Raw genomic sequence first — 26,525 nt, forward strand, 5'->3', positions numbered from 1 at the left:
TGTTCGGCAACAACGGCTCGATCACCAGCCACTCATCATCGGTCAGTTCAAATCTACGACGCGTCATCCAAAGCTCCTTCCCGAAGCCTTGAATCAACCGCGCCCGCGCCGCGCAAGTCAATTTATGAGTTTACGGCCTAGGTAATCTGGGGTCTTTGGAACATGTCACCGTGAAAAAATCCACTGATAATGCGGGAGGACCTGGAGTTGCTTCTTGTATCGCCTTTGACCTGTCCACCCAGGGGCTTAAAATTTTCGGTCGGAGGACGACGACGGGTTATCCGCTTTCCGGCGCATGTCCGCCCTGTGAGATCAGCAAGCGACGGACCTGTGCCTTGTCGACCCCATCGGTTTGGGTGTTGACCGAGACGAAAATTTTCCCACGTTTGATTTCGCGTTCGTAGAGAGTGGCAGCGACCCCGTCGACATCATGGTCGGTCAGCATCTTGGCAATCGCTCCTCCTGTCGCGCCGATGACGCTACTGACCGCAGCGACCGGCGCAATCGAAGAGCTTGCAATCGCGCCTGCTACCGCGACTGGCCCAAAACCGGGTATCATCAGGATACCGACTCCGAGCATGGCTCCGGCCACCCCGGCACCGGTAATTGCGCCCGCTACGCTTCCCGGACTGTATCCTGTCGCGCGCTCATACTTTTCTTCGAGATATTCGCTGGCCCGCCAGAGCATGGAAATGGATTCATCCGGCACTCCTTCTACGCTGAGGATCGCAACAGCGCGATTGGCCGCATCGGAATGGTCGAAGACGGCTGTGACCAGATGTTCGCGTTCGCGGTTCAATTCATTCCGCGCATTCTGGAAGGCCTTTGAAAAGCGATCCCGTTCACGCTCGTTGCGGAAGCTGGCCCGCAAACCGGCAGAGTCATGAAGTTTCTGGACACTGGCTGTCTGGACTTTGGCAAACAGCGTACGCAGCAGCATCTCGATCGTGGTGCGGCGCAGCTTCTGGTTGGTGCCGCGATTGATCCATTCCAACCGGGAAGGTCGCGGGTGCGTTTCATCCAGATAATACAATGCGGGCAGTTCCTCTGCCTTGACCACATATGCGTGCGCGGTACCCCCAGTCTCGCCCATGCCCGCAAGGTTAACTCAAAAGCAACGAAACGCAAAAGAGCTTTTTCGGACCGTTTCAGACCGGGAAACACATATGGGTTGTAGAGCCCGGCAGAACCGCGCTTCGATAATGGATTCGTCCGAGCCGGGATCCTATTTTTCGACAGCCGAGTTGGCCGCGCCGACTACGGCGCGTACACTGGCGGTCGCGATGTCTTCGTCGATCCCTACACCCCATATGGTTGCTCCCTGCGGAGTGCGGCACTCAAGATAGGCCGCTGCGCGGCTATCCCTACCGGTGCTCAGTGCGTGTTCGGTATAGTCGACGATCTCGAGACTGAGGCCAAAGGATTCCTCGATGGTGGAAAGAACTGATGAGATGAGGCCGTTTCCGCGGCCTGCGACGGACTGCTCTCGTCCTTCGACCGCGATAGTTCCGCTGAACAGGCGAGTCCCGTCGGTGGCACGGCGCTCTTCGTAATCGACCAACTGGAAATGTTTGTTGTCGGTCTGGACATGATAAGCCTGTTTGAATGCCTCCCAGATATCGATTGCGCCGAGTTCCCGGCCTAGTTCGTCCGCCATATGCTGGACGTGCGGGCTGAAATCCGCCTGCATCTTTTTGGGGAGCTTGAGCCCTTGGGTTTGTTCGAGCACCCAAGCGAAGCCGCCTTTGCCGGACTGCGAGTTGACGCGAATAACCGCCTCGTAGCTGCGGCCGAGATCGGCCGGATCGATGGGGAGGTAGGGCACGCGCCAGTGCGGGTCGTTCTGGACCTCGTGCGCAGAGAAGCCCTTCTTGATCGCGTCCTGGTGGCTGCCCGAGAAGGCGGTGTAGACCAACTCGCCGCCATACGGATGGCGCTGGTGGACAGGGATCTGGTTGCAATATTCGACCGTCTCGATGACGCGGTCGATGTCGGAGAAGTCGAGGCCCGGATCGATGCCCTGCGTGTACATGTTGAGCGCTATGGTCACGAGGCAGCAATTGCCGGTACGTTCACCATTTCCGAACAGGCACCCTTCCACCCGGTCGGCACCGGCCATCAGTGCCAGTTCGGCTGCAGCCACACCGGTCCCGCGATCGTTGTGCGTGTGCAGGCTTATGACCGCGCTTTCGCGATTGGGCAGGTTGCGGATGAAATATTCGACCTGGTCGGCGTAGATATTGGGTGTCGCCGCCTCGACAGTAGCGGGCAGGTTGAGGATGATCGGGTGCTCGGGTGTGGGCGCGAGTACTTCCATCACCGCTTCGCAGACCTCGAGGCTGAAATCGAGCTCGGCGGTGGAGAAGGTCTCCGGGCTGTACTGAAAATGCCAGTCGGTACCGGGCTGCTTGCCCGCCTCGTCACGCATGACCTTGGCGCCGTGAACCGCGATATCGCGCACCTGCTCCTTGCTCATACCGAAGACGACTTCGCGCCAGGCGGGGCTGACCGCGTTATAGAGATGGACGATCGCCGCACGCGCGCCGGTGAGACTCGCGAAGCTGGTACGAATCAGGTCCTCCCGGCTCTGGGTAAGGACCTGCACTATCACGTCTTCGGGTATGCGACCTGAATGCACGAGACCGGAAATGAAATCGAACTCGGTCGCGCCCGCGCTGGGGAAGCCGACCTCGATCTCCTTCACACCGATTTCGACAAGTAGATCGAAGAAACGGTTCTTCTTGTGCGCGTCCATCGGATCGACAATTGCTTGATTGCCGTCACGAAGATCGGTGCTGAGCCAACGGGGTGGGGCGGTGATGGTGCGTGTGGGCCACTGCCGGTCGGTCAGCGGGACCTGGGGGAAAGGCGAGTATTTGACGCTCGGATCGCGGAGCATGGTCATTTCAGGAGTACTCGTATCGGGTGACTGCTACAGGTTCGACGGCCCTTGGGTGCGCGGCGCACCCGGATGGCACGCCAATTTCACGCCCAAGGGCGGATAAGTCGCAGAATTAGTCCGATACGGGTCATGCCATGCTGCATTGCGCAATCTTGCCGCCAGTTCAAGCGGCAGTTTGCGAAATCATCTTTTCCTTAGCCTGTCGAGGTTCAATTGTTGCACACCGGTCACGCCCATCAGGCGCATGCCGCGCTCGATTTCCTCTCTGAGGATCTGCAGCGCCCGCTCGACGCCTTCCTGCCCTGCTGCGGCCAGGGCATAGAGATAGAGACGCCCGCCCGAGGCCGCCGTCGCGCCCTGGCATAGGCTTTTCAGGACATGCGTACCGCGCCGCACGCCGCCGTCGAGAATAATCTCGATCTCGCCGCCGACTTCGTCGAAGATTTCCGCAAGCTGGTCGATAGGTGCGCGGCTGCCATCCAGCTGCCTTCCGCCATGGTTGGAAATCCATATCGCATCCGCGCCGATCTGGACTGCGCGGCGTGCGTCGGCTGCGCTCATCACGCCCTTGAGCGCGAAGGTCCCGCCCCACTCGCGCCTTATGCTCGCGGCGGTGTTCCAATCCAGCGCGGTATCGAGCATGGTGTTGAAATAGTCCTGGATGCTTACCGCCTTGCCTGTTCCCTCACTGACGTATCCGTCGAGGTTTGGGAGGCGGAATTTCGGCCCGAGAACATAATCCAGGGTCCAGCGTGGCCGGGTGGCATAGCTCCATAGGGATGAGGGGGAGAGGCGTGGCGGTGTGGTAAAACCCGATCGCAGGCACCGTTCGCGCTTGCCGGAAACTATGGTGTCCACGGTAAGCACGAGGGCATCGAATCCGGCGACCTTGCAACGATCAATCATCGACGCGTTGAGCCCCCTGTCCTTATGAACATACAGCTGGAACAGCTTCGGCGCGCCCGTGAGAGCGGCGATTTCCTCGATCGAATGCGTCGCAAGGCTGGAGATTCCGAACCAGACGCCGAATTTCTCCGCCACCTTCGCAACCGCCCGCTCTCCATCACGGTGGAAGGCGCGTTGCAATGCGGCCGGGCTGAGGACCAGCGGCAATTCGCTGCGGCGCCCCATGATCGTGCAACTCGTGTCGATGTTTTCAACACCCGCCAGTACATCGGGCACGAGGTCAACATCGTCGAAAGCAGACGTGTTTCTGGCCTTCGTTATCTCGTCATCCGCTGCGCCGTCGATATAGTCGAACACCGGCCAAGGCAGGCGCGCCTTTGCAAGTCGGCGGAAATCTTCGATGTTATGACAGTCGGAAAGCTTCACTCCGATTTCGTGACGTAACCCTCGCGGGCTTGCAAGTCATCGAAAGTATATGTGAGAGCAATCCTTTCTTCCTGTGCATCGTCATAACGGGGATCCTGCTTCAGGCAGCCTTCGCCGCATAGCTGGGTGACCGCTTCGTTCTTCCATCCGACATGCCAGATGCGTCTGCCTGGGGTGGCAATGAAACCTTCGATCCGCGCATCGATATCGTTGGCCAGATCCTCGACCGAGGGCATTTCGGAATCGAAATCGGCATCATAGCCCCCGTGCGTGTGGAAGCTGGCGACGACATGGCTGCCTAGCGGGACGCCCCAGTCGAGGTCGCATGTGGCGCTCTCTCCTTCGTAGATTTTCGAAGTCTGGAGATTGCCACGTTCGTCTTCGAAGATGACGCCGCAATATTCCTGGTTGTTGGCGATCGATCTCTCTTGAAGGCTAGCCAGCGTAGAGCGGGCGTAACGGTAGAGTTCGTCGGTGCTGGACACGCGCTCATAAGCGGGCGGTCGCTCACGAGTAAGCTGGTTGAACAGGATAATCGTGAAGGCGAGAGCGCAGACAGTGTAAAGGATTCTGGTCGTAGATGGCTCCCCCATGGGCGTATTCATGGGGGAGCATAGATCAGTTGTCGACCGGGAAATACATCTGGAAACTGTCGTCCAGTCTGCGTTTTCCTATCGCTACTGTCGCTCGAAAGCTGCGCTGATTTCCAAATCGACCATGCTGCCCACCATGGGCGCGGCGTAGTTTACGCCCCAATCCGTGCGATCAATGGTTGTTCGTGCATGAAAGCCGACTGTCTGCGCTTCGCTCATAGGATTTTGACCGGCACCGGTGAATTCCACCAGCATCGTGACCGGCCCGGTGCTACCGTTCATGGTCAATTGTCCCGAAGCAATGGCGGTCGTTTCGCTGGTGCGGCGGACCGAAGTCGAAACGAAACGCGCCGGTTCGGGATTTGCGCCGAAGAAATCGGGCTCTGCGCCATCAGCCCCCGGACGCAGCAAATGGTCTTTTAGGCCTTCACTCGGAATGGCCACGCTGGTGATCGGCACGGTGATGTCGAACTGCGTGGCCTCGATGTCGGCGGGGTCCAGCGTCATCGTGCCTTCGATGTCGCCGAACAGGCCGAAATAGTCGTTGAAGCCGAAATGACTGACCTGCCAGCTTACCAGCGTATGCGCGGGATCGAGGGCATAATTCCCCGCCTCTACACGGCTGACATCGACTGCACCGGGAATTTGCGGCTGCTCCTGTGCAGAGATGGAGGTGATCGCCAGCGTTCCACTGGCAGCAAGGGCAAGGGCCAATATCGACTTGTTCACGCGTAGTCTCCCGTTGGTATCTGCCTGTCGAAAGCAATTAAGCCGCGGGCTTCCTACCACGGGGGGCGAAAATTGTGATGAAACTGACCGATTTTCCTATCCCCAGTCGTCAATTCCGGTCCTTGTCGACCAGCTTGTTGGCACCGATCCATGGCATCATGGCACGGAGCTGTGCACCAGTCCGTTCGATTGGATGCGCAGCAGCGGCCTTGCGGCTGGCCTTGAGTTCGGGCTGACCGGCTTGGTTGTCGAGCACGAAATCCTTCACGAACCGACCCGACTGGATGTCCTTCAGGACACGCTTCATCTCGGCCTTGGTCTCGTCGGTGATGATGCGCGGACCAGTTTTGATATCGCCGTATTCGGCGGTGTTCGAGATCGAATAGCGCATGTTGGCGATGCCGCCTTCATAGAGCAGGTCGACGATCAGCTTGGTTTCGTGGAGACACTCGAAATAGGCCATCTCGGGCGCGTATCCGGCCTCGACTAGCGTCTCGAATCCGGCCTGGATGAGATGCGTTATCCCGCCGCACAGCACCGCTTGTTCGCCGAAGAGATCGGTTTCGCATTCTTCCTTGAAGTCGGTCTCGATGATGCCCGAACGGCCGCCGCCGACTGCGCTGGCGTAGGAAAGGGCAAGCTGTTTGGCGAAGCCGTTGCCCCCCGATTGGCTCGATTCCTGATGGACGGCGATGAGGCAGGGCACGCCGCCGCCCTTGATGTATTCGCCGCGTACCGTGTGGCCGGGGCCTTTTGGGGCGATCATGATGACGTCGACATCGGCGGGCGGATCGATCAGCCCGAAATGGATATTGAGACCGTGCGCGAAGGCAAGAGCGGTGCCGGGGCGCATCTTGCCCGAAATCTCGTTTGCATAGATGGCGGCCTGGTGCTCGTCGGGTGCCAGGATCATGAGGACGTCCGCCCATTCGGCTGCCTCGGCAACGGTCTTCACGGTGAAGCCCGCACCTTCGGCTTTCTTCGCCGTGGCGGAGCCTTCGCGCAGCGCGATGACAACTTCGCCGACCCCGCTGTCGCGCAGGTTCTGGGCATGGGCATGGCCCTGGCTGCCATAACCGACAATGGCGACCTTCTTGTCCTTGATCAGCTGCTGGTCGCAATCGGCATCGTAATAGACTTGCATACTCACCTCACTCGTCATCCCGTGAAAGCCGGGATGGGTGCGTTCTGTTGCACCCTAATTGAAAGCGATCCCAGCTTTTGCTGGGATGACGTTGATTTCATTCGGCACTCGGCCCGCGCATCATTCCCACAATCCCCGAACGGCCAACCTCCACAAGGCCGAGCTCGCGCATCAGGGCGATGAAACTGTCCACCTTGTCGGGTGAACCGGTAAGCTCGAACACGAAGCTCTGGGTGGTGGTGTCGACGACACTGGCGCGGAACAGTTCGGCAATACGCAGCGCCTCGACGCGCGCTTCGCCCTTACCGGCTACCTTCACCAGCGCCAGCTCGCGCTCGACATGCGCGCCGCTTTCGGTGAGGTCGATCACCCTGTGTACCGGCACCAGCCGTTCCAGCTGGGCGCGGATCTGGTCGATCACCGGTTCCGGCCCGCGTGTCACCACGGTGATACGGCTGATTGCATGGTCTTCCGAGATATCCGCCACGGTCAGGCTGTCGATATTGTAGCCGCGTGCAGTGAAGAGACCGGATATCTTCGCAAGGATACCTGCCTCGTTATCGACGATCACGTTGAGAACGTGCCGCTCGCTGGCTTGCTGCGCGATCTTCATTATCCGCGATCCTGCCATACAGGCGCAAACATACGGCCCTTGCCGTCATATTCGGTGATGAACTGACGGCCGCGACGCACGGCTTCGAAATTCTCGGTCTGGCGGCTGAGGTCGAGGCCCTCGTCGATCAGCAGCCAGCTGCCGTCATCCTGTTCCTGCGCAACATCGACGCCGAGGAAACGCTGGCCCGTCTCTTCGATCCAGTCGAGCAGTTGTTCGGCATTCTCGCGCGTATACCAGTTGCGACGCTGGGCCTTGGCGGCGAGTGCCGCAGGGAGTTCTTTCGAGATAACCATTACACGAGTGCCTTCGCTTCGTCGTCCATCGTGCCGCCCACCTGATCGCCGTAGAGCAGCATGTCGGTGTGTGCCGCGCCGCTGGGGATCATCGGGAAGCAATTTGCCTCCTTCGCCACCTGGCAATCGACCATCACCGGCCCATCATGCGCGAGCATGGCCTCGATTCCAGCGTCGAGCTGGCTTTCATCCTCGATGCGGATGCCTTTCCAGTCATAGGCTTCGGCCAGCTTCACGAAATCGGGGAGGCTATCAGAATAGGAATTCGAATAGCGACTTTCATAGGTCAGTTCCTGCCACTGGCGGACCATGCCCATGTATTCGTTGTTGAGGATGAATACCTTGACCGGCAGGCGGAACTGGCTCGCGGTGCCCAGTTCCTGGATATTCATCTGGATGCTCGCCTCGCCCGCGATATCGATGACGAGGCTGTCGGGATTGCCCAGCTGCGCGCCGATTGCGGCGGGCAGGCCATAGCCCATCGTGCCGAGCCCCCCGCTGGTGAGCCACTTGTTAGGCCCTGTGAAACCGAAATACTGCGCCGCCCACATCTGGTGCTGGCCGACCTCCGTAGTAATGATCGGATCGCGATCCTTCGTCAGCGCGAAGAGGCGTTCGATGCTCTTCTGCGGCATGATCATGTCGCTGCGTTCCGGATAGGCAAGGCAATCGCGTGCCTTCCAACCAAGGATGCGAGCCTTCCATTCGCTTAGGTTGCGCGGTTTCCGGCCACCCCACGCCTCGAGCAACTGTTCAAGCACGTGGCTGCAATCGCCTACTATGCCAAGGTCGACGGGGACAATCTTGTTGATGCTCGCACGGTCAATATCGATGTGGATCTTCCTGGCATCCGGCGCGAAAGCATCGAGGCGGCCGGTCACACGATCATCGAAGCGCGCGCCCACTGCTATGATTAGATCGGCCCGGTTCATCGCCATATTGGCTTCATAGGTGCCGTGCATTCCGAGCATGCCGAGCCAATCGGGATGGTCTGCCGGGAATGCGCCGAGGCCCATAAGGGTGCTGGTCACCGGAGCGCCGGTCGCATGCTGAAGCTTGCGGAGTGTCTGGGATGCCTGCAGGCCTGCATTGATGACGCCGCCGCCGGTATAGAAAACGGGGCGCTCCGCCGCAGCAAGCATTTCCACCGCTTCGGCAATTTCATCCGCCGCGCCGACCATACGCGGCTGGTAGCGATGCGAGGGCAGGGGCGCTTCGTCTTGCTCGCTCCAAGAGGCGAGCGCGATCTGGACGTCCTTGGGAATGTCCACCACCACCGGGCCGGGGCGACCAGTCGTGGCAATGCGGAAGGCTTCCTCGATAGTCGCGCGCAGGCGCTCCGGGTCTTTCACAAGGTAATTGTGCTTGGAACAATGGCGGGTGAGGCCGACCGTGTCGGCCTCCTGGAAGGCATCGGTCCCGATCAGCGCGGTTGGAACCTGGCCGGTGATCACCACCATGGGGATGGAATCCATGTAGGCATCGGCAATGCCGGTCACTGCATTGGTCGCTCCGGGGCCGGAGGTGACCAGAACCACGCCGGGCTTCCCGGTTGAACGCGCATAGCCCTCCGCCGCATGGGCTGCGCCAGCCTCGTGGCGGACGAGGATGTGGCGGATATCGTTGTCGGCGAAGAGTTCGTCATAGATCGGTAGCACCGCGCCGCCGGGATAGCCGAAAACGAATTCGACCCCCTGCCGCTTGAGACATTCGATCAATATGGCGGCGCCGCTGCGCTCTTCCGACACGTATTCCTCCGTTTTCAGTCACAAATCGGCCCGGCGCTGGGGTCGTAGCGCCGGGCCGACTGGATCTTCCGTATGAGAAACGAAATATCTGCTGTCAACTCATCCGGCGCAACAATGAAACAAAAATATCGTATTCATCGATAGTTTTGTTATCATCACGCGACCATGATTCCGGCGGCTGATTCCTGAACCAGGTATATTGCCTCTTGGCGTACTGGCGCGTGGCAGTCTGGCCAGAGACGATGGCTTGAGCCCGCGATAGATCGCCTTGCAGCAGGCCCGCGATCTCGGGCACACCGATCGCCCGCATCACCGGCAGCGCAGGGTCGAGATTGCGCGCAAGCAAGGCTTCGACCTCTTCGATTGCCCCATGTTCCAACATCATCGCAAAGCGCCTGTCACAACGCTCGTAAAGCCATTCGCGTTCTGGCAGCAGCACCAATGGGTAAAGCGCTATTTCGTCGCCGATCCCACCGGTCTTTCTGGCCTGCCAGTCCTTGAGCGTTCGGCCCGTCGAACGAATGACCTCGAGCGCGCGCGTAGTCCGCGAGGCATCGGCGGAGGCGAGGCGGGCGGCGGCTTCCGGATCTTCAATCTCCAGCGCCGCGCGGGCATCGACTTGCGACAGTGCACGCACCTGTTCACGTATCGCCGGCTTGATCCCGGGTACAGGCGCGATGCCTTCGAGCAGTGTGCGCATGTAGAGACCGGTGCCTCCGCACAGGATCGGCACCGCACCCTCTGCATGCAGCTCGGCGATCTCGCGCTTCGCTGCTGTCGCCCAGTCTGCGGCCGAGCAAGCATCCGCTCCATCCCATGCACCGAATAGCCGGTGCTCGATTTCGCCCATTTCCTCTTCTCCGGGCCGGGCGGAAAGTACACGCAGATCGGCATAAACCTGTGCACTGTCGGCATTGATCACCACCGCCTTCCGACCCTGTGCCTCTATCCGTTGTCCCAATTTCACCGCCAAATCGCTCTTGCCGCTGGCGGTCGGCCCTGCGATGAGCGCGAGCGGTGGCAAATCAGGGGATTTATCAATGATCATCGCCCGGCTGATAGCAGAGGCGAACAGTCTGGAAACCCGCCTCGATGCGGCGGGCAAGGCGCTGGATGAGGCAGGTATGCCGATCGCCATGGCTGGCATGGTGGATTTCTGCGGGGACGTTCTCCAGATATCCTTACCGCATGGCGAGACGAGGCAAATAGTTGATACTCTCACCGAACATTTCGGTGAAGTCGACCTGCTGGTTGCCGATCACGAAATCGAGATTCCACGCCTGTTTGTTTCGGACATGGATTCGACCATGATCGGGCAGGAGTGCATCGATGAGCTGGCCGATTTCGCAGGAATCAAGAACAAGGTCTCCGAAATAACCGAGCGTGCCATGCGTGGAGAACTGGAATTCGAAAGCGCGCTGCGCGAACGCGTCGCACTTCTGGAAGGTCTCGGCGAACGGGCCATCGACAATTGCCTCGCCGAGCGGATCGCTCCGGTTCCGGGTGCCCGCACTCTGGTTGAGACGCTTAAAAGCAAAGGCTGCCGCACCGTACTTGTGACAGGGGGCTTCCACCATTTTGCCGACCGCGTCGCGCAGCAACTTGGTTTCGAACGCGTAGTCGGGAACCGGCTGGCCGTTTCGACTGGCGTCCTGACCGGTAAACTCGCGGGCCCGGTGAGCGATGCTTCGACCAAGCTCGCCACCCTGCAGGAAGAACGCGCAAAACTGGGCGATGGCGCGCGCGTACTCGCGACGGGTGACGGTGCCAACGATATCCCGATGATGGCGGCAGCCGACTACGGCGTCGCCTATCGTGCCAAGCCGAAGGCACGCGAGGCGGCGACCGGGCGCATCGTGAGCGAGGATCTGAGCGTGATACTCAAACTGCTTGGAATCCCGCAGAAAGAATGGGTGACTGGATAGTCGGTTTTCTTTTGGAACCGATAATGATATATTGACATCATTGTCAGTAGAGCCGCCAAATGAACATCCAGACCCCTCTTCCTGCCGATATCGAGTGCGCCCGTGACGGAACACTGCTGCGTGATCCGCGGAGGCCCGAGCCGAAGTATTCCCTGCCCAAGGCGTATGGTCATTTTCGAGACCTGTTGAAGGATAAGGAAGAGACGAGCCATGTGTTCAAAATCTTCGAATCGCTGCCGTCGAAGAGTTTCATTCCACGCGTGCGCAAGCTGGCCTTGAGCGAGCAAGGCGAAATGCTCCGGGCGACCGAGCCGATCCTGCCTCCCATTCTCGATGATCACGACGCGCTGCGAGCCTTGCCGCAAGGCAGCGTCGCCCATGCATATTGCGATTTCATGGAGAGCGAAGGCCTGTCAGCCGCGGGGCTTGTCGCCGAAGCGGACAAGCTTGGCCGTCCGAAATACGGCGATCTCGTGGAATGGTTCGCCAACCGGTCGCGCGATACGCACGATCTGATGCATGTGCTTACCGGATACGGCCGCGATGGACTGGGTGAGCAATGTGTCCTGCTTTTCACCCACGGTCAGAGTCCAAGCCACGGCCATCTGCTGATTGGTTACGCCGGTGCTTTCAACATCAAGAAGATGATCGACAGCCGCGCGCCGGTGTTCAAGGCATGCCGCCAGGCACACAAAACGGGCGTTGCCTGTCCGCCGCTGGTTGCCATGTCCATCCGTGAACTACTGGCGATGGATCTGCAGGAAGCGAGGGAGAAACTGAACATTCCCGAGCCGCACTGGTACCGTGAATGTCACCGCATCTGGCGCGAAGAAGGCATCGATCCCTACGATCTGCTTGCCCCCAAGAAAGACGATGAGGCGCTCGCCGCGTAGGTTCTCAGAGCCAGCTAGCGATCTGTTCCAGCGGCTTCTTTTTTAGTGCGCGTTCGGGGACGGTCGCACCTTCGGCCGGATGTCCGACCACGATTACCATCAGCGGCTTTTCATGCTCTGGCCGGTCGCAAATCTCACGTAGGAAACCCATGGGCGAGGGGGTGTGGGTCAGCGTCGCCACCCCGGCTTCGTGCAGCGTTGTGAGGAGCATACCGCATGCGATGCCGATGCTCTCGGTGACGTAATAGTTCTGCGTGGTGCCGTCTTCCTCGATTCCGCCTTTACGCTGGGCAAAGACGACGATCAGCCAAGGCGCGGACTCGAGGAAGGGTTTGTGTTCGTCGGTACCTAGCGGGGCAAGTGCATCAAGCCATTCCTCGCTCGCCTTCCCGGCATAGAAATTTCGTTCTTCCTCTTCCGCCGCCAATCGGATCGCACGCTTCTTGTCGGGCGATGAGACGACAGCGAAATGCCATGGCTGGTGGTTTGCACCATTCGGTGCGGTACCGGCGGCCTCGATGGCAGCTTCGATCACTTCGCGCGGGACTGGTTCGTCGGAGAAATAGCGACAGGTGCGACGCTGTTTCAGCCGGTCACGCATTGCCCGGGCACGCGCGATGGACTCCTGATCCGTTAGTCGCTCGAGCGAATAGTGGCGCGCTTCGTGTCCCTCATCGCAGGTCCTTGCGGATAACTAGCTTTAGGCCAGACCAAATATCATCGATCGCGCAGACCTTGGTGTCGACTAGGCCCATCGGCAGCGCCATCTCGCGGACGGCGTCTTCGGTAATATCGGTTTCGACCCGGGACGCTCGTTTTGGCCAGCTCACCCATACTTGACCGTCCTTCGCCATGCTTTCGCGTAGCACGGCCAGCTTTTCCGCCATTGCTGCGCGTTCGGTCACGAAAATATGCGCGGCATCGGGTGCGTCTTCCGGCGCGGCCACGAAGGTCAGTTCGAGCGCATATTCGTCGATCTCGTCGATGACGTGCTCTGGCATGCCATCGAACCATACGCGCTGCCCGTCACGCAGCGAAAGCTTCTTCGCCAGCGGCGTGCCGGAATATCCGGCCGCCATTCAGGCTTCCATCCAATTGTCGAAAAAGCTGCGATGTGCGGTGCGCATTTCGTCAATCGACTTGCCGAACAGTGTTGTGCCGCCGGTCTTGCCGATACGGCGGAAGCCGACCGAGGCGGTCTCGTCGTTCTCGGTGCCCTTGGCGAGTGCTTCGTTGAGCGCCTGCGTATCTGGGACGGTCACGACGTAGCGGCCCTGGTCTTCGCCGAACCACCATGCGGCCTTGGAGTATTCTTCGTTCCACTCGACCTCGGCACCGATGCCGCCAGCCATGGCCATCTCGGCCAATGCAACGGCCAGGCCGCCATCCGACACGTCGTGGACCGCGTTGACGAGACCATCGGCTATCAGCTGGAGCACAATCCTGCCTGCGTTCTTCTCGACCGTGAGGTCGGTGGGCGGGGTACGACCTTCATCGCGGCCGTGGATTTCCGACAGCCACAGGGACTTACCGAGATGCGAACGCTCGGGATCGGCGGTCGCCCATTCCTCAGCGTGGATGAGATAGATAGCTTCGCCCTCGGCCTTGAAGGGCATGGTCATCATGTGGTCGTAATCGTCGATCAGGCCGACACCGCCGATGGCTGGCGTAGGCAGGATGGCGCTGCCGCCGCCCGTTGCCTTGCTCTCGTTATAGAGGCTGACGTTGCCGCTTACGATCGGGAAATCGAGCACGCGACAGGCGCGGCCCATACCTTCCAGAGCATGGACGAATTGGGCCATGATCTCGGGGCGCTGCGGGTTGGCGAAGTTGAGGCAGTTGGTCACTGCCAGCGGGCGCGCGCCCACTGCGCAGAGATTGCGATATGCTTCGGCAATCGCCTGTTTGCCCCCTTCATAGGGATCTGCGTGGACATAGCGTGGGGTGCAATCGGTGCTGATCGCCAGCGCCTTCTTCGTTCCGTGCACACGGACCACGCCCGCATCGCCGCCGGTCTGAAGCGTGTCAGCCCCGACCTGGCTATCGTACTGCTCCGAAATCCATCTGCGTGAGGACAGGTTGGGGGATGCAAGCAGCTTCAACAGATCGCCGCCAACATCGTCCGTGTCCGGTCGTTCGGTCATCGGTTTGATACCGGCCCAGGCGGTGTATTCTTCCTTAGAGAGATAGGGCCGATCATATTCGGGTGCGTCTGCCGCAAGCGGGCCGAGCGGGATGTCGCACACCACTTCGCCCCCGAACTCGAGCACCATGTGCTGCGTATCCGTGACTTCGCCGATCACCGCGAAATCGAGTTCCCACTTCTCGAAGATTGCTGCAGCCATCTCTTCCTTGCCGGGCTTCAGGACCATGAGCATCCGCTCCTGACTTTCACTCAGCATCATCTCGTAGGGCGTCATGCCTTCTTCGCGGCAGGGGACCTTATCCATGTCAAGGCGGATACCCGCCTTGCCGTTGGTCGCCATTTCGACGCTGGAGGAGGTAAGGCCCGCGGCGCCCATGTCCTGGATGGCGACGATGGCATCGGTCGCCATGAGTTCGAGGCAGGCTTCGATGAGCAGCTTTTCGGTGAAGGGATCGCCCACCTGCACGGTGGGGCGCTTGGCGTCGGCATCTTCCTCGAAATCGGCACTGGCCATGGTAGCGCCGTGAATTCCGTCGCGCCCTGTTTTTGAGCCGACATAGACGATGGGGTTCCCGACACCGGTGGCGGCCGAATAGAATATCTTGTCTGCATCGGCGACGCCCACTGTCATCGCGTTGACGAGGATGTTGCCGTCATAGGCCGGGTGGAAATTGGTTTCGCCGCAAACGGTCGGCACGCCTACGCAGTTGCCATAACCGCCGATGCCCGCGACGACGCCCTGTACGAGGTGCTTCATTTTCGGGTGTTCCGGACGACCGAAGCGCAGCGCATTGGCATTCGCCACCGGACGCGCGCCCATGGTGAAGACGTCGCGGAGGATGCCGCCGACGCCCGTCGCTGCTCCTTGATAAGGCTCGATATAGGACGGATGGTTATGGCTCTCCATCTTGAAGATGGCAGCCTGACCGTCACCGATGTCAATCACGCCCGCGTTTTCGCCCGGACCGCAGATAACCCACGGCGCCTCTGTCGGCAGTTTCTTCAGGTGCAGGCGGCTTGACTTGTAAGAGCAGTGTTCGCTCCACATGACCGAGAAGATGCCCAGTTCTACCAGGTTGGGCTCGCGGCCCAGAGCGTGAAGGACTCGCTCGTATTCTTCTTCGGAAAGTCCGTGCTGGGCGACGATGTCACCAGTGATCTTCTGCTCGATTTCGCTCATGGCCCGCGCCCTTACGGTGCGGGGCGCGCTGGTGCAATATCCATGCGGCTCAGATCGGCGGGCTGGCTACCCTAAGGCCGAGCTCGTTCCTGTGCCACCGGGTCGATCCGACCCAGAAGGTAATTGCGGTCAGCACGGCAAAGGCAAACAGGGCTAGCAGGATGAATGGCGCGCCGAGATCGGTGGGTTCCGGACCAAACCAGTTGATAGCCTGGAATACCAGCATGGTGACCAGTAGCATTATGGGAGGCACGATCGGCCCCTTGGTGCGCGCCATGTACGCCCAGAATGCGAGGCCCACGATCGCCAGTTCGGCTCCGATGGCAGCGAGCGGATGGTTCCAGAGGCCGAGGCCGAAGGTTGTCTCGCCTCCTGCCAGGGTCAGGTCCGGCCTGTGGCTGATCCAGTCCAGCAGCCAGTGCGATGCGACCACGATGGCAGCCCAGCTTGCAGCGATGGAGCTGCGCATCCTCATCGCCACGAGCAGCCCGAACACCGCTGCGAAAACCAGCGTGCCCACGAGGCTGTGCGTAATCGGATAATCGTAGAAATCGAATGGATTCATCGCCGTGATCCCCGGCACCAATCGCATCTGTTCGACCCCACCCAGGAAAAGGATGAAGAATGCCCAGTCCAGCAATTGTGCCGCGATAAACAGTGTACCTAGTTTTGGTGCCTCGCTGGTGATTGCGCGGGCGGCCAGGGCAGGGGCGAAATGACCGATGAACATGTTGTTACCTCAGTCGATCCCGCTCACCACGACTGTAACGATGTCTGCTGCGGCAATGTAGGCAACAATCCACGTCATATCCGCTCCCCATCCGACGCGCCTTCTTGACCGCGCGACCGCGCCCCGTCAATGCTCCACCGCTATGGCAGAGGGTCAAGACAAACCGATCGGCGAAATGAACTTCGAAGAAGCTCTGCGCGCTCTGGAAGTCACCGTGCGGAGGCTTGAAAGCGGCGATGTTCCACTCGACGAGAGCATCGAACTTTATGAGCGCGGCGAAGAATTGCGCAAAGCTTGCCAGGCGCGCCTGGATGCAGCGCAGGCGAAGATCGACAAGATCGTATCCGACAGCGAAGGCAAGCCTACCGGTACAGCGCCTTTCGATGCGGAAGTCTGAGGCGTGAATGTCATGACAACGATGCCCGACGTGCTGTCCGAGGCATTCGATCAGGTTCAGGACGATGTCGACGCGGCTTTCGATGCGTTTCTTCCGGTACCGCAAGATACGCGTGCGACACTCGTGGAAGCGATGCGCTATGCCGTGATCGGCGGTGGTAAGCGCGTACGCCCCTTGCTGGTCTGCGCGACCGCAAAGCTATTCGGTGTGGACCGCGATGCCGCGGTCGCCACTGGATGCGCTGTCGAGGCGATCCATGCCTATTCGCTGATCCATGACGATCTGCCATGCATGGACAACGACGACCTGCGCCACGGTAAGCCGACGCTTCACAAGGCTTATGACGAAGCGACAGCCGTACTGGCTGGCGATTGTCTTCACGCGCTCGCCTTCGATATCCTATCCATGCAGGGCACCTGCAGTGATCCCTTCGTTCGCTCCGAATCGATTGCAACGCTTGCTCGGGCAAGCGGGCATGAGGGAATGGCAGGTGGTCAGATGATGGACATCGTTTCCGATGAGCAAGAATATGACCTGCGGCAGATAACGCGCCTCCAGCAGCTCAAGACCGGGGCCTTGCTCGCGGCGAGCGTAGAAATGGGTGCGATCCTTGGCCGAGTTCCACCTGAGGGCCGCACGCATCTGCGTGCCTATGCCCGTGACATCGGCCTCGCCTTCCAGATTGCCGACGACTTGCTCGACGTAGAAGGCGACGAGAAGAAAGCCGGAAAGGCACTGCGTAAGGATGCTGGCCAGGGCAAGCAAACTTTCGTTACGCTAATGGGCCGCGATAAGGCCCGTGCACAGGCCGAAATGCTGGTGGGGCAGGCAGGAGAACATCTGTCTGCTTACGGAGAGGACGCACGCGTGCTTGTCGAGTTAGCGCATTTCGTCGTGAAGAGGGACCACTGATGGCTGAACGCATCGGCATCTATCCGGGGACGTTCGATCCCATCACACTTGGCCATGCCGACATCATCCGGCGAGGCAGCAAGCTTGTCGACAAGCTGATCATAGGTGTGACCACCAACCCGTCGAAGAACCCTATGTTCTCGAACGAGGAACGCTTTGCCATGGTGAAGCGGGAAATCGCCGGCATGGGCCTCGACAATGTCGAGGTGGTGGGTTTCAACGCCCTTCTGGTGAAATTCGCGCAGAAGATGGGCGCGAACGTATTGATCCGGGGGCTCCGCGCCGTCGCTGATTTCGAATATGAATATCAGATGGCTGGCATGAACCAGCAGCTCGACGACGACATTGAGACCGTCTTCCTTATGGCCGATGTCTCGCTCCAGCCGATTGCTTCGCGACTGGTCAAGGAAATCGCCCTTTTCGGCGGCGATATCGCGCCTTTCGTAAGCCCGGAAGTTTGCGAGGATGTGATTGTGCGGGTGGAAGAAAATGGGCGTCTGGGGGACTACTGAGGCGGGCCGGCAAACCATTCATTGAACCGACAGCGCCTCCCCGCTAGGGCGGGCTCCATACAGGATAATTCAACGGAATTTTCGATGCTCAAGTCTTCGCTTGCCCTTGCCGCTGCCGCTCTCACGGCGTTCGCCCCGATAGCTGCGATTGCGCAGGACGCCGAGGCTCAAACTGCGGCGCAACCCATATATCAGCCGATCAACTACAATCTGCAGGAGGATCCGGAGAATATCCTTTTCCTCGACTTGTCGAATGGCGAGCGTGTGGGCATCCGCCTTATGCCGAGCTGGGCACCCAATCATGTCGAGCGGATAAAGACGCTTTCCCGCCAGGGCTTCTACGACGGCGTCATCTTCCACCGCGTGATCGACGGTTTCATGGCGCAGACCGGCGATCCGACCGGCACCGGGCAGGGCGGTAGCGAGCTTCCCGATCTCGAGGAAGAATTCAATCCGATGCCGCACGTCCGCGGCACCGTCGCGATGGCTCGCGCGGCAAGTGAGGACAGCGCGAACAGTCAGTTTTTTGTAGTGTTCTATCCGCGTTTCAGTCTCGATCGGAAATACACCAACTTCGGCCGGGTGATCTCCAATATGGATGCGGTCGACGCGATTAACCGCGGCGAACCTCCTGCCAATCCCACCCGAATCCTTCAGGCTTCGCTCGCCTCGGATAACAAACCGGTTCCGGCACCGATGCCGGCTGCTGCGCCTGCGGTCATGGAAGAAGAAGTCACTCTCGACGATCTGAACGCGTCGAACGAAAACTGAGTTTCCTCGGAGCGGACCAGCGTCTAGGGGCGCTGCCATGCGCGTCGACCTTTTCGATTTCGAGCTTCCCAACGAACGCATAGCGCTCCGCCCGGCGAGGCCGCGCGATGCGGCGCGGATGCTAGTCGTGCAAGGGAATGCGCCATTCTCCGATTGCAATGTTAGCGATCTTTCGGACCTGCTCGAACCAGGCGACGTTCTCGTCTTCAACGATACGCGCGTCATTCCCGCTCAGCTTGAGGGGCGACGGGGCGAGGCGAGGATCGGGGCCACGCTGCACAAGCGCGTCGACCTGCGGCGGTGGCAGGCCTTTGTACGCAATGCCAAACGGCTCCGCGTGGGCGATGTCGCCGAATTCGGTGGCGGTGTTACGGCGATAGCCGAAGAACGATTGGCCGATGGCAGTTTCGTGCTTTTTTTCGAAGGCGAGGAACCTGTCGAAGTCCTCCTTGAACGCGCCGGAACTATGCCGCTGCCACCCTATATCGCCGGCAAGCGTGCTACCGATGCGCAGGACCGTGAAGATTACCAGACCATGTTCGCGCGTGAAGACGGTGCGGTTGCCGCACCAACTGCAGCGTTGCATTTTACCGACCGTTTGATGGCTGCTGTTGCCGCGCGCGGCATCGGGACGGAGACGCTCACCCTCCATGTCGGCGCCGGGACATTCCTGCCGGTAAAGGCAGAGGACACGGATGACCACCAGATGCATTCCGAATGGGGCCGTATCGAACAGGATGCGGCTGATCGGTTGAATGCCGTACGGGCTCGCGGAAATCGCGTGATTGCAGTCGGCACGACCAGCCTGCGTCTGCTTGAAAGCGCGACCGGGGAAGACAAGGTCATCAGGCCATTTGCGGGCGATACCGACATTTTCATTACCCCGGGTTACACCTTTCGCGCAATTGACGGGTTGATGACCAATTTTCACTTACCGAAATCGACGCTCTTCATGCTGGTCAGCGCGCTGATGGGCAGGGAACGGATGCAGGAAGCATATGCTCACGCGATTAAAGAGAAATACCGCTTTTATTCCTATGGTGACTCCTCGCTGCTCCTTCCCTAGATCGGTTTCATGAACGAACCGATCCTCGAGCTGGAAGGCCTCAGCAAGGTCTATCCCGGTGGACTTAAAGCCCTCGATAATGTCGATCTGACAATCCGACAGGGTGAGATCTTCGCCCTTCTCGGACCCAACGGGGCGGGCAAGACAACGCTTATCGGTGCCATCTGCGGATTGGTGCGACCGAGCAGCGGAAGCATGCGCGCCTTCGGCCACGATCTGGCGACAGGCTGGCGAGAGGCGAGGGCACGAATCGGCCTTGTACCGCAGGAACTTGCGACCGATATGTTCGAGCCGGTCGAACAGGCGGTTGCCTATTCCCGTGGGCTTTTCGGCCTGGCTCCCGATCCTAAGCGGATCGAGGAAATACTCCGCAGCCTCAGCCTGTGGGACAAGCGTAACGAGCGCATCATGGCGCTTTCGGGTGGGATGAAGCGGCGTGTGCTGATCGCCAAGGCATTGGCGCATGAGCCGGACTTGCTATTTCTCGACGAGCCTACTGCAGGTGTGGACGTAGAACTACGCAAGGGCATGTGGGCGATCGTCGATCAGATGCGCAATCGCGGGGTGACGATCATCCTGACTACCCATTACATCGAGGAAGCAGAGCTGATGGCCGACCGGGTCGGGATCATCAATCGGGGCAAGCTTTTGATGGTCGACGAGAAAGAGGCGATGATGGCCCGGCTCGGGCGCACGGAGGCACATATTTCGCTCGCCGGTCCGATATTTGAATTGCCGCCTTCGATCGCGCGATATCCGATAGATATAGAGAAGGGTGGTACTTCCCTCTGCTACCGCGGTGGCGACGGCACCGGGCGCGGCAAGGCAGAGGTAGCCGAGATTACCAAGGCTTTGATTGCAGCCGGGATCGATTACGACGGCATCGACCTTCGCGAAAGCAGCCTGGAAGATATCTTCGTATCGCTTCTGGGCGAGGAGGACGCGGCATGATTTCCTGGCGTTCCACCTGGTCGATCTACACTCGCGAATTGATGCGTTTCCTGCGCACGGCCTTCCAGTCGGTCCTTGCACCGGTGCTTACAACTGCGCTTTACTTCATCGTTTTCGGCGCAGCGATTGGCGGGCGGATGCCCGATCTCGGCGGGGTCGATTATGGTGCTTTCATCATCCCCGGCCTGCTTATGCTCACCCTGCTGGGCGAGACGACAAGCAACTCCAGTTTCGGCATCTACATGCCGCGGTTTACCGGGACCATCTACGAATTGCTGAGCGCGCCGGTGGGTGTGTCGGAAACGCTGATCGGTTTCGTCGGCGCGGCAATGACCAAGAGCCTGATACTCGCGGCGATCATCCTCGTAACGGCACGTTTGTTTGTCGATTACAGCATCGCGCACCCTCTGCTCGCGGTGGTCTACATCATGCTCGTCGCGGCGGCTTTCAGCCTGTTCGGATTCATCCTAGGCATATGGGCGGACAATTTCGAGAAGCTGGGCATTATCCCAATGCTTTTTTTGACCCCGCTGACATTCCTCGGTGGCACGTTCTATTCGATCGATATGCTACCCAAACCGTGGGACACCATCGCGCTAGCGAATCCCATCGTATACCTAGTCAGCGGGCTTCGCTGGACCTTTTATGGCAGCAGCGATGTGAACATCTGGATGAGCTTCGGCATAACGCTCGGCTTTCTCGCAGCCTGCACGGCCGTGATCGCATATATATTCAAGACGGGCTGGAGGCTGCGCGCCTGATCGCAGTTTGTTCAGGGTGGAAGTAGCGATTTGTACGCGCTAGGCAGCGTTGCATGAATTTCATGTCCACTCCCCTCGCTTCCGCCGCACTCCTGCTTCTAGCTGCGCCGGCTTCTGCAGAGCTGCCAGAAGGTGTGCAGGCCATGATCGATGCGGCGATTGCTACCGAAGATGCCAAAAAAGTCGCAACAGTTCTGGAGCTGGCAAGAGCTACCCATCCCGATGACGTTTCGACGATCGATGCAATCGAGGCGGATTGGAAGGCAGCGCAGGCGCAGAAGCACGCTGAAGCCGAAGCGGCCAGGAAAAAGGCCATCCGGGAAGCGGGGTTCTTCGCCAGATGGAGCGGGGAAGGGGAATTCGGCGGCTTTCATTCGACGGGAAACACCGAGAGTATCGGTGTGACCACTGCGTTGAAGTTGAAACGCGAGGGTCTGAATTGGACGCACATGTTGCGCGCCCGGGCCGATTATCAACGCCAAAACGGGAAAACGAGCCGAGAACAATTCGTGGCTGCCTATGAACCCCGCTGGCAGTTCAATGACGATATGTTCGTCTATGGCTTGGCGCAGTTCGAACGTGACCGACTTCAGGGTTTTGAGGCGCGCTATGCCGCCTCCGGCGGATTGGGTTACAAGGTCGTAGAGGACGATGGCCTTAGCCTGTCGGTCAAAGCAGGACCAGCCTGGCGCATCACTGAATATACCGACGGAACCAGTGCCAGCCGGATCGCCGGTTTGTTCGGCGCCGATTTCGATTGGCAGATTGTCGATGGCCTCACCTTCACACAGGATGCGAACGCAGTAGCTGAGGGTGGAGGCGAGGTGCAGGTGCTCGTCGATGGCAACAACACCAGCATCAATCTTGTCAGCGGGCTGGATCTCAGGATTTCGGAAAAGCTACGATCGCGATTGTCCTATGCGGTGGACTATAACAGCAATCCACCGGGAGATACCTTATCGACCGACACCCTAACGCGATTTTCCGTGGTTTACGGATTCTAGATGACGCCCCCCCGCTTCGGCTTCGAAATTCACGCTCGGGACGGCAAGGCGCGCTCCGGCACTATCCGCATGTTGCGAGGAGATATTCGCACTCCAGCCTTCATGCCGGTGGGCACGGCAGCGACGGTGAAGGCTATGAAGCCCGAGACTGTGCGCAGGACCGGCGCAGACATTATTCTCGGCAATACTTATCACCTGATGCTGCGACCCGGCGCAGACCGCTTGGCAAGGCTGGGCGGACTGCACAAGTTCATGAACTGGCAGCGTCCAATCCTGACTGACAGCGGTGGCTATCAGGTGATGAGCCTCTCCGATCTCAGAAAGCTGACTGAAGAGGGCGTCGAATTCCGTAGTCATATCGACGGCTCGAAGCATATGCTCACGCCCGAACGGAGCATGGAAATCCAGCGTTTGCTCGGCAGCGATATCGTGATGGCTTTCGATGAATGTCCGCGTGCCGACCGCCCAAGAGACGAGATTGCTGCGAGCATGGAAATGTCGATGCGCTGGGCCAGGCGAAGCCGCGATGGATTCGATGCAGGCGGCGATCATGCCGGGCGTTCGACCCTGTTCGGTATCCAGCAAGGTGCGCTCGACGAGGAGCTTCGCAAGATCAGTGCTGAAAAGCTGATGGAGGTGGGCTTCGACGGATATGCCATCGGCGGGCTCGCGGTTGGCGAGGGGCAGGAGGCGATGTTCGCCACGCTGGACTTCGCCCCGGGTCAACTCCCCGAGGATAGTCCGCGTTATCTTATGGGTGTGGGCAAGCCTGACGATCTCGTCGGCGCAGTGGAGCGCGGCATCGACATGTTCGATTGCGTGCTGCCGAGCCGCTCGGGTCGAAATGGTCAGGCATTTACATGGAACGGCCCGCTGAACCTCAGGAATGCCCGTTTCGCTGAAGACCAGGAGCCGCTCGACAATCGCTGCCGGTGCGATACTTGCGCCACCTATAGCCGTGCCTACCTGCACCATCTCGTGAAATCGCAGGAGATCCTCGGCGCCATGCTTATGACCGAGCACAACATCGCTTTCTACCAGCAGCTAATGCAGGCGATGCGTGACGCCATTAGAGACGGGAGCTTCACCAGTTTCGCCGCGGACTTTCGCGGCAGTTATCTAAGTACCTCCAACTGATGGCGTGGAGACGCGCTGCGATTATCGGGGCTTCCGGCGGGATCGGTTCTGCGCTCGCCGCCCAGGACGAAAAACAAGACGCGAAGGTCTATCGCCTGTCGCGACACGATCTCGACCTGACAGACATGCAGGGCATTCAATACCCATGCACCGTCGAGACCGAATTCAGCTGGCCATTTGATCGTTATGCACTGAAAGGCAAAGTTTTCATACGAGCTTATGCTGCCGAAAAATTACTTGATGTCGTCGCATCTTTAGGACCGGAGCAAGGCGGGCGCTGTTTTGGCTGGGCGGGAATGGAAATCGCGCCATGAGCACACGCCCGCCGTCCTATTCCAGTCAGGCGGGAAGGCAGGAGATTACCCTGCTTATCGTTCTTGGGTTCGTCTCGATCTTGCTCTGGCATTCGCCCTACGGTGGGTACCTGCTCTATCCGTTCAGTATCTTGGCGACGTGGTTTCACGAAATGGGCCATGGCCTCGCCGCAATGGCCTTCGGCCACGAATTCGAGCGGCTTGTCATTTTCCCGAATGGATCTGGATACGCACTTCATTTGGCTGAAGGTGATCCATCGCGCATTTCTCAGGCCATGATCGCCGCTGCAGGCCTCCTTGGGCCTACCGTGGCCGGGTGTCTCCTGATCCTTGCCTCGCGCACACATCGATCAACAAAGGCTGCGCTGGTGTTGCTCGGCGCGGCGCTACTTGGTTCGACCCTCATCTGGGTTCGCTCGACGACCGGCTGGATGGTCCTTCCGCTGCTCGGAGGAGCCAGCCTCCTGCTGGCATTCTATGCGAAAGAACCTCACCGCCGTTTCGCCGTGCAGTTCCTGGGCGTCCAAGGCTGCATCTCGATCTACCGGGATTTTGGCTATCTCTTCAGCAGGGGCGGATATATGGAGGGTCGGCTCCAGATGTCGGATACGGAGCACATCGCCCAGGCGCTTTTTCTGCCTTATTGGGTCTGGGGTACGCTCATCACGGCCGCTATCATGGCCATGGTGTTCTATGCGCTGAAAATAGCGCATCAGCGCTGATGCGCTTCAGGTCGCGGGCGTCTCGCGCATTTCCAGAATGGTCCCGCGATAGGCGATGAACCGTCCCAGAGCGTCGGTGAAACCGGCTCCGATACGGTTGGCCTGTTGCTGTGCTTCGGCGAGTGTAGCGTACCATTTCCCCGCTCGATTGCGGGTCACGAAACGATATTGGGTCATAGTTCCATCTGAACGCTGCATGTCGTAGCAGGTTTCCGGCAAGTGACTGAAAATACGACGAACCGTTGGCATATGCATAAACGAAAAGGGCGGCCCCGCAGGACCGCCCTTTGCCGTTTGCACTGCTGCAAATTTTAGCGCGAATAGAACTCGACAACGAGGTTCGGTTCCATGGTGACCGGGTAGGGCACTTCGTCGAGCTTCGGCACGCGAGTATAAGTCACCTTGTCGGTGCCGTCGGGTACGACATAGTCGGGAATCTCGCGCTCGGGCAGGCTCTGGGCTTCGATGACGAGCGCCATGTCCTTGGCCTTGCTGCCGAGGCTGACAACGTCGCCAACGCGCACGCGGGCCGAGGCGATGTTGGTCTTCACGCCGTTCAGGAAGATATGCCCGTGGCTAACCAACTGGCGGGCCGCGAAAATGGTCGGAGCAAACTTGGCGCGATAGACGACCATGTCGAGACGCTGTTCGAGCAGGCCGATCAGGTTCTGGCCGGTATCGCCTTTCATGCGCGATGCTTCCTGGTAGGTGCGCTTGAACTGCTTTTCGGTTACGTCGCCGTAATAGCCCTTGAGCTTCTGCTTGGCACGCAGCTGCAGGCCGAAGTCGCTCATCTTGCCCTTGCGGCGCTGGCCGTGCTGGCCGGGACCGTAGGGACGCTTGTTGAACGGAGAATTCGGGCGACCCCAGATGTTTTCACCCATCCGGCGGTCGAGTTTGTACTTGGCGCTCTTGCGCTTCGACATAAGTCTTTCCTTCAATCTGCAGAGCCGTCCCCCTAACTCCACTATGAAATCAGGGGCGGCCATCTAACCCGGCATCGCACCGCCCAAGCTCATGAGCTAGGACGCGGCCACCGCTTCACCGGGGTGCGGGGCCAATCAGCGAAGGCGCGCGCATAGCAGGATTGTGCATTGCGTCAAGCTTTGCGCGCGGCTTCGCAGAAGGCGCGGATGCGCTGGGGGGCCTTGACGCCCGGGGCGCTCTCCACTCCGCTGGAGGTATCGACCAGCGGTGCAGATGTCTCGGCAATCGCGCTCGCGACATTCAGAGGCGAAAGGCCACCGGCCAACCCCCAGCTTGAACGCCCACGCCAGCTATTCAGGAGGCTCCAGTCGAACCGTAAGCCCATACCCCCTGGCAGGGCTGCGCCTTTGGGCGTTTTTGCATCAAACAACAGAAAATCCGCAACATCTTCGAAGGCGGCGGCAGCCTCGATATCTTTTCCCGATGCAATAGGTATCGCTTTCCAGACAGGGAGACGGAACCGTTCCTTGATCAGGGCGACACGCGCAGGTGTTTCTTCTCCGTGGAGTTGGATGGCATCGAGGCGCCCTGCCTGTACGCCCTCGGCGATCAGATTATCGCCCGCATCGACAAACAGGCCTACCCTCCCGATCCTCGCTCCGGCGCGCATCGCAAGCGCGCTGGCTGCATGATGATCGACATGACGCGGCGAGGGCGGAAAGAACACCATCCCGAAATAATCTGCGCGGGCTTCGATCGCAGCGTCCAGCGCATCCACACTCGAGATGCCGCAAATCTTGATAAGGGCAGACATTGATCC

30 protein-coding genes are annotated in these 26,525 nt (G+C 59.6%); 13 read left to right on the forward strand and 17 right to left on the reverse strand.

Going from position 1 to position 26,525, the window contains the following annotated elements:
- Positions 1-277: 277 nt before the first annotated feature.
- The 10 genes from AC13CE_RS08545 to miaA all read right to left on the reverse strand — a co-directional run bounded on the left by AC13CE_RS08545 (position 278) and on the right by miaA (position 10,405).
- A complete protein-coding gene (locus AC13CE_RS08545) occupies positions 278-1,093 on the reverse strand; it encodes a hypothetical protein (RefSeq protein ID WP_221540560.1) in 816 nt (271 codons plus the stop codon).
- A gap of 132 nt (positions 1,094-1,225) precedes the next feature.
- Entirely contained in the window at positions 1,226-2,905 is a 1,680-nt protein-coding gene (leuA, locus tag AC13CE_RS08550; RefSeq protein WP_221540558.1) for a 2-isopropylmalate synthase, read from the reverse strand.
- A 180-nt stretch (positions 2,906-3,085) separates the two neighbouring features.
- Entirely contained in the window at positions 3,086-4,234 is a 1,149-nt protein-coding gene (locus AC13CE_RS08555) for an alpha-hydroxy acid oxidase (protein ID WP_221540556.1), read from the reverse strand.
- Complete coding sequence (locus AC13CE_RS08560) at positions 4,231-4,839, reverse strand: DUF4329 domain-containing protein (RefSeq protein ID WP_482972153.1); 609 nt, start codon at positions 4,837-4,839, stop codon at positions 4,231-4,233. The genes AC13CE_RS08555 and AC13CE_RS08560 overlap by 4 nt, the downstream gene beginning before the upstream one ends.
- A gap of 72 nt (positions 4,840-4,911) precedes the next feature.
- Entirely contained in the window at positions 4,912-5,556 is a 645-nt protein-coding gene (locus AC13CE_RS08565; protein ID WP_221540552.1) for a YceI family protein, read from the reverse strand.
- A 109-nt stretch (positions 5,557-5,665) separates the two neighbouring features.
- Positions 5,666-6,700 carry a ketol-acid reductoisomerase gene (gene ilvC / locus AC13CE_RS08570; protein ID WP_221540590.1) on the reverse strand — a complete coding sequence of 345 codons (1,035 nt, stop codon included), beginning with the start codon at positions 6,698-6,700 and terminating at the stop codon, positions 5,666-5,668.
- Between the two features lie 97 nt (positions 6,701-6,797).
- Complete coding sequence (gene ilvN / locus AC13CE_RS08575) at positions 6,798-7,313, reverse strand: acetolactate synthase small subunit (protein ID WP_221540550.1); 516 nt, start codon at positions 7,311-7,313, stop codon at positions 6,798-6,800.
- Entirely contained in the window at positions 7,313-7,609 is a 297-nt protein-coding gene (locus AC13CE_RS08580) for a hypothetical protein (RefSeq protein WP_221540548.1), read from the reverse strand. Before AC13CE_RS08580 ends, ilvN begins: the two co-directional genes overlap by 1 nt.
- Entirely contained in the window at positions 7,609-9,357 is a 1,749-nt protein-coding gene (gene ilvB / locus AC13CE_RS08585) for a biosynthetic-type acetolactate synthase large subunit (protein WP_221540546.1), read from the reverse strand. Before ilvB ends, AC13CE_RS08580 begins: the two co-directional genes overlap by 1 nt.
- Positions 9,358-9,451: 94 nt before the next feature.
- On the reverse strand, positions 9,452-10,405 hold the full coding sequence (gene miaA, locus AC13CE_RS08590; protein WP_221540544.1) for a tRNA (adenosine(37)-N6)-dimethylallyltransferase MiaA: 954 nt from the start codon (positions 10,403-10,405) through the stop codon (positions 9,452-9,454).
- Between miaA and serB the strand changes: the two genes are divergently transcribed.
- Together serB and AC13CE_RS08600 are read left to right on the forward strand one after the other, a co-directional pair.
- Positions 10,398-11,282, forward strand: a complete 885-nt coding sequence (gene serB / locus AC13CE_RS08595) for a phosphoserine phosphatase SerB (RefSeq protein ID WP_221540542.1) — start codon at positions 10,398-10,400, stop codon at positions 11,280-11,282. The two genes, miaA and serB, sit on opposite strands and share 8 nt — an antisense overlap.
- A 59-nt stretch (positions 11,283-11,341) precedes the next feature.
- Positions 11,342-12,175 (forward strand): Coq4 family protein, encoded by an 834-nt coding sequence (locus tag AC13CE_RS08600; protein ID WP_482972154.1) that lies wholly within the window; start codon positions 11,342-11,344, stop codon positions 12,173-12,175.
- A 4-nt stretch (positions 12,176-12,179) separates the two neighbouring features.
- Here the strand turns inward: AC13CE_RS08600 and AC13CE_RS08605 are convergent, their stop codons facing one another.
- The 4 genes from AC13CE_RS08605 to AC13CE_RS08620 all read right to left on the reverse strand — a co-directional run bounded on the left by AC13CE_RS08605 (position 12,180) and on the right by AC13CE_RS08620 (position 16,231).
- Positions 12,180-12,776, reverse strand: a complete 597-nt coding sequence (locus AC13CE_RS08605) for a nitroreductase family protein (protein ID WP_221540538.1) — start codon at positions 12,774-12,776, stop codon at positions 12,180-12,182.
- 70 nt (positions 12,777-12,846) lie between these two features.
- Positions 12,847-13,254, reverse strand: a complete 408-nt coding sequence (locus AC13CE_RS08610) for a DUF3052 family protein (RefSeq protein WP_221540536.1) — start codon at positions 13,252-13,254, stop codon at positions 12,847-12,849.
- Complete coding sequence (purL, locus tag AC13CE_RS08615; RefSeq protein WP_221540534.1) at positions 13,255-15,501, reverse strand: phosphoribosylformylglycinamidine synthase subunit PurL; 2,247 nt, start codon at positions 15,499-15,501, stop codon at positions 13,255-13,257.
- Positions 15,502-15,550: 49 nt separating this feature from the next.
- Entirely contained in the window at positions 15,551-16,231 is a 681-nt protein-coding gene (locus tag AC13CE_RS08620; RefSeq protein ID WP_221540533.1) for a hypothetical protein, read from the reverse strand.
- Positions 16,232-16,373: 142 nt separating this feature from the next.
- On the opposite strand from AC13CE_RS08620, the gene AC13CE_RS08625 reads away from it, so the two are divergent.
- From AC13CE_RS08625 to AC13CE_RS08675, 11 genes are all read left to right on the forward strand, one after another.
- A complete protein-coding gene (locus tag AC13CE_RS08625) occupies positions 16,374-16,628 on the forward strand; it encodes an exodeoxyribonuclease VII small subunit (protein WP_221540531.1) in 255 nt (84 codons plus the stop codon).
- Positions 16,629-16,649: 21 nt separating this feature from the next.
- Positions 16,650-17,540: a polyprenyl synthetase family protein gene (locus AC13CE_RS08630; RefSeq protein ID WP_221540588.1), complete on the forward strand. Its 891-nt coding sequence runs from the start codon at positions 16,650-16,652 to the stop codon at positions 17,538-17,540.
- On the forward strand, positions 17,540-18,052 hold the full coding sequence (coaD, locus tag AC13CE_RS08635) for a pantetheine-phosphate adenylyltransferase (protein WP_221540529.1): 513 nt from the start codon (positions 17,540-17,542) through the stop codon (positions 18,050-18,052). The genes AC13CE_RS08630 and coaD overlap by 1 nt, the downstream gene beginning before the upstream one ends.
- An 84-nt stretch (positions 18,053-18,136) precedes the next feature.
- Positions 18,137-18,823 (forward strand): peptidylprolyl isomerase, encoded by a 687-nt coding sequence (locus AC13CE_RS08640; protein WP_221540527.1) that lies wholly within the window; start codon positions 18,137-18,139, stop codon positions 18,821-18,823.
- Between the two features lie 37 nt (positions 18,824-18,860).
- Positions 18,861-19,889, forward strand: coding sequence for a tRNA preQ1(34) S-adenosylmethionine ribosyltransferase-isomerase QueA (gene queA / locus AC13CE_RS08645; protein WP_221540525.1), 1,029 nt, complete (start codon positions 18,861-18,863; stop codon positions 19,887-19,889).
- Between the two features lie 9 nt (positions 19,890-19,898).
- Positions 19,899-20,840 (forward strand): ABC transporter ATP-binding protein, encoded by a 942-nt coding sequence (locus tag AC13CE_RS08650; protein WP_482972155.1) that lies wholly within the window; start codon positions 19,899-19,901, stop codon positions 20,838-20,840.
- Positions 20,837-21,601, forward strand: a complete 765-nt coding sequence (locus AC13CE_RS08655) for an ABC transporter permease (RefSeq protein WP_221540522.1) — start codon at positions 20,837-20,839, stop codon at positions 21,599-21,601. Before AC13CE_RS08650 ends, AC13CE_RS08655 begins: the two co-directional genes overlap by 4 nt.
- Positions 21,602-21,663: 62 nt before the next feature.
- The gene (locus AC13CE_RS08660; protein ID WP_482972156.1) at positions 21,664-22,605 is read left to right on the forward strand and encodes a DUF481 domain-containing protein; all 942 of its coding nucleotides are present in this window, start codon (positions 21,664-21,666) and stop codon (positions 22,603-22,605) included.
- Entirely contained in the window at positions 22,606-23,742 is a 1,137-nt protein-coding gene (gene tgt / locus AC13CE_RS08665; protein ID WP_221540518.1) for a tRNA guanosine(34) transglycosylase Tgt, read from the forward strand.
- The gene (locus AC13CE_RS08670) at positions 23,742-24,056 is read left to right on the forward strand and encodes a Rossmann-fold NAD(P)-binding domain-containing protein (protein WP_221540516.1); all 315 of its coding nucleotides are present in this window, start codon (positions 23,742-23,744) and stop codon (positions 24,054-24,056) included. The genes tgt and AC13CE_RS08670 overlap by 1 nt, the downstream gene beginning before the upstream one ends.
- On the forward strand, positions 24,053-24,778 hold the full coding sequence (locus AC13CE_RS08675; RefSeq protein ID WP_221540514.1) for a M50 family metallopeptidase: 726 nt from the start codon (positions 24,053-24,055) through the stop codon (positions 24,776-24,778). The genes AC13CE_RS08670 and AC13CE_RS08675 overlap by 4 nt, the downstream gene beginning before the upstream one ends.
- A 6-nt stretch (positions 24,779-24,784) precedes the next feature.
- Here AC13CE_RS08675 and AC13CE_RS08680 read toward each other — a convergent pair whose 3' ends face one another.
- From AC13CE_RS08680 to AC13CE_RS08690, 3 genes are all read right to left on the reverse strand, one after another.
- Positions 24,785-24,976: a hypothetical protein gene (locus AC13CE_RS08680; RefSeq protein WP_482972157.1), complete on the reverse strand. Its 192-nt coding sequence runs from the start codon at positions 24,974-24,976 to the stop codon at positions 24,785-24,787.
- A gap of 113 nt (positions 24,977-25,089) precedes the next feature.
- Entirely contained in the window at positions 25,090-25,704 is a 615-nt protein-coding gene (gene rpsD / locus AC13CE_RS08685) for a 30S ribosomal protein S4 (protein WP_221540510.1), read from the reverse strand.
- 173 nt (positions 25,705-25,877) lie between these two features.
- On the reverse strand, positions 25,878-26,519 hold the full coding sequence (locus tag AC13CE_RS08690; RefSeq protein WP_482972158.1) for a phosphoribosylanthranilate isomerase: 642 nt from the start codon (positions 26,517-26,519) through the stop codon (positions 25,878-25,880).
- Positions 26,520-26,525: the final 6 nt, after the last annotated feature.

Source organism: Qipengyuania sp. B-5 (genome assembly GCF_056857815.1).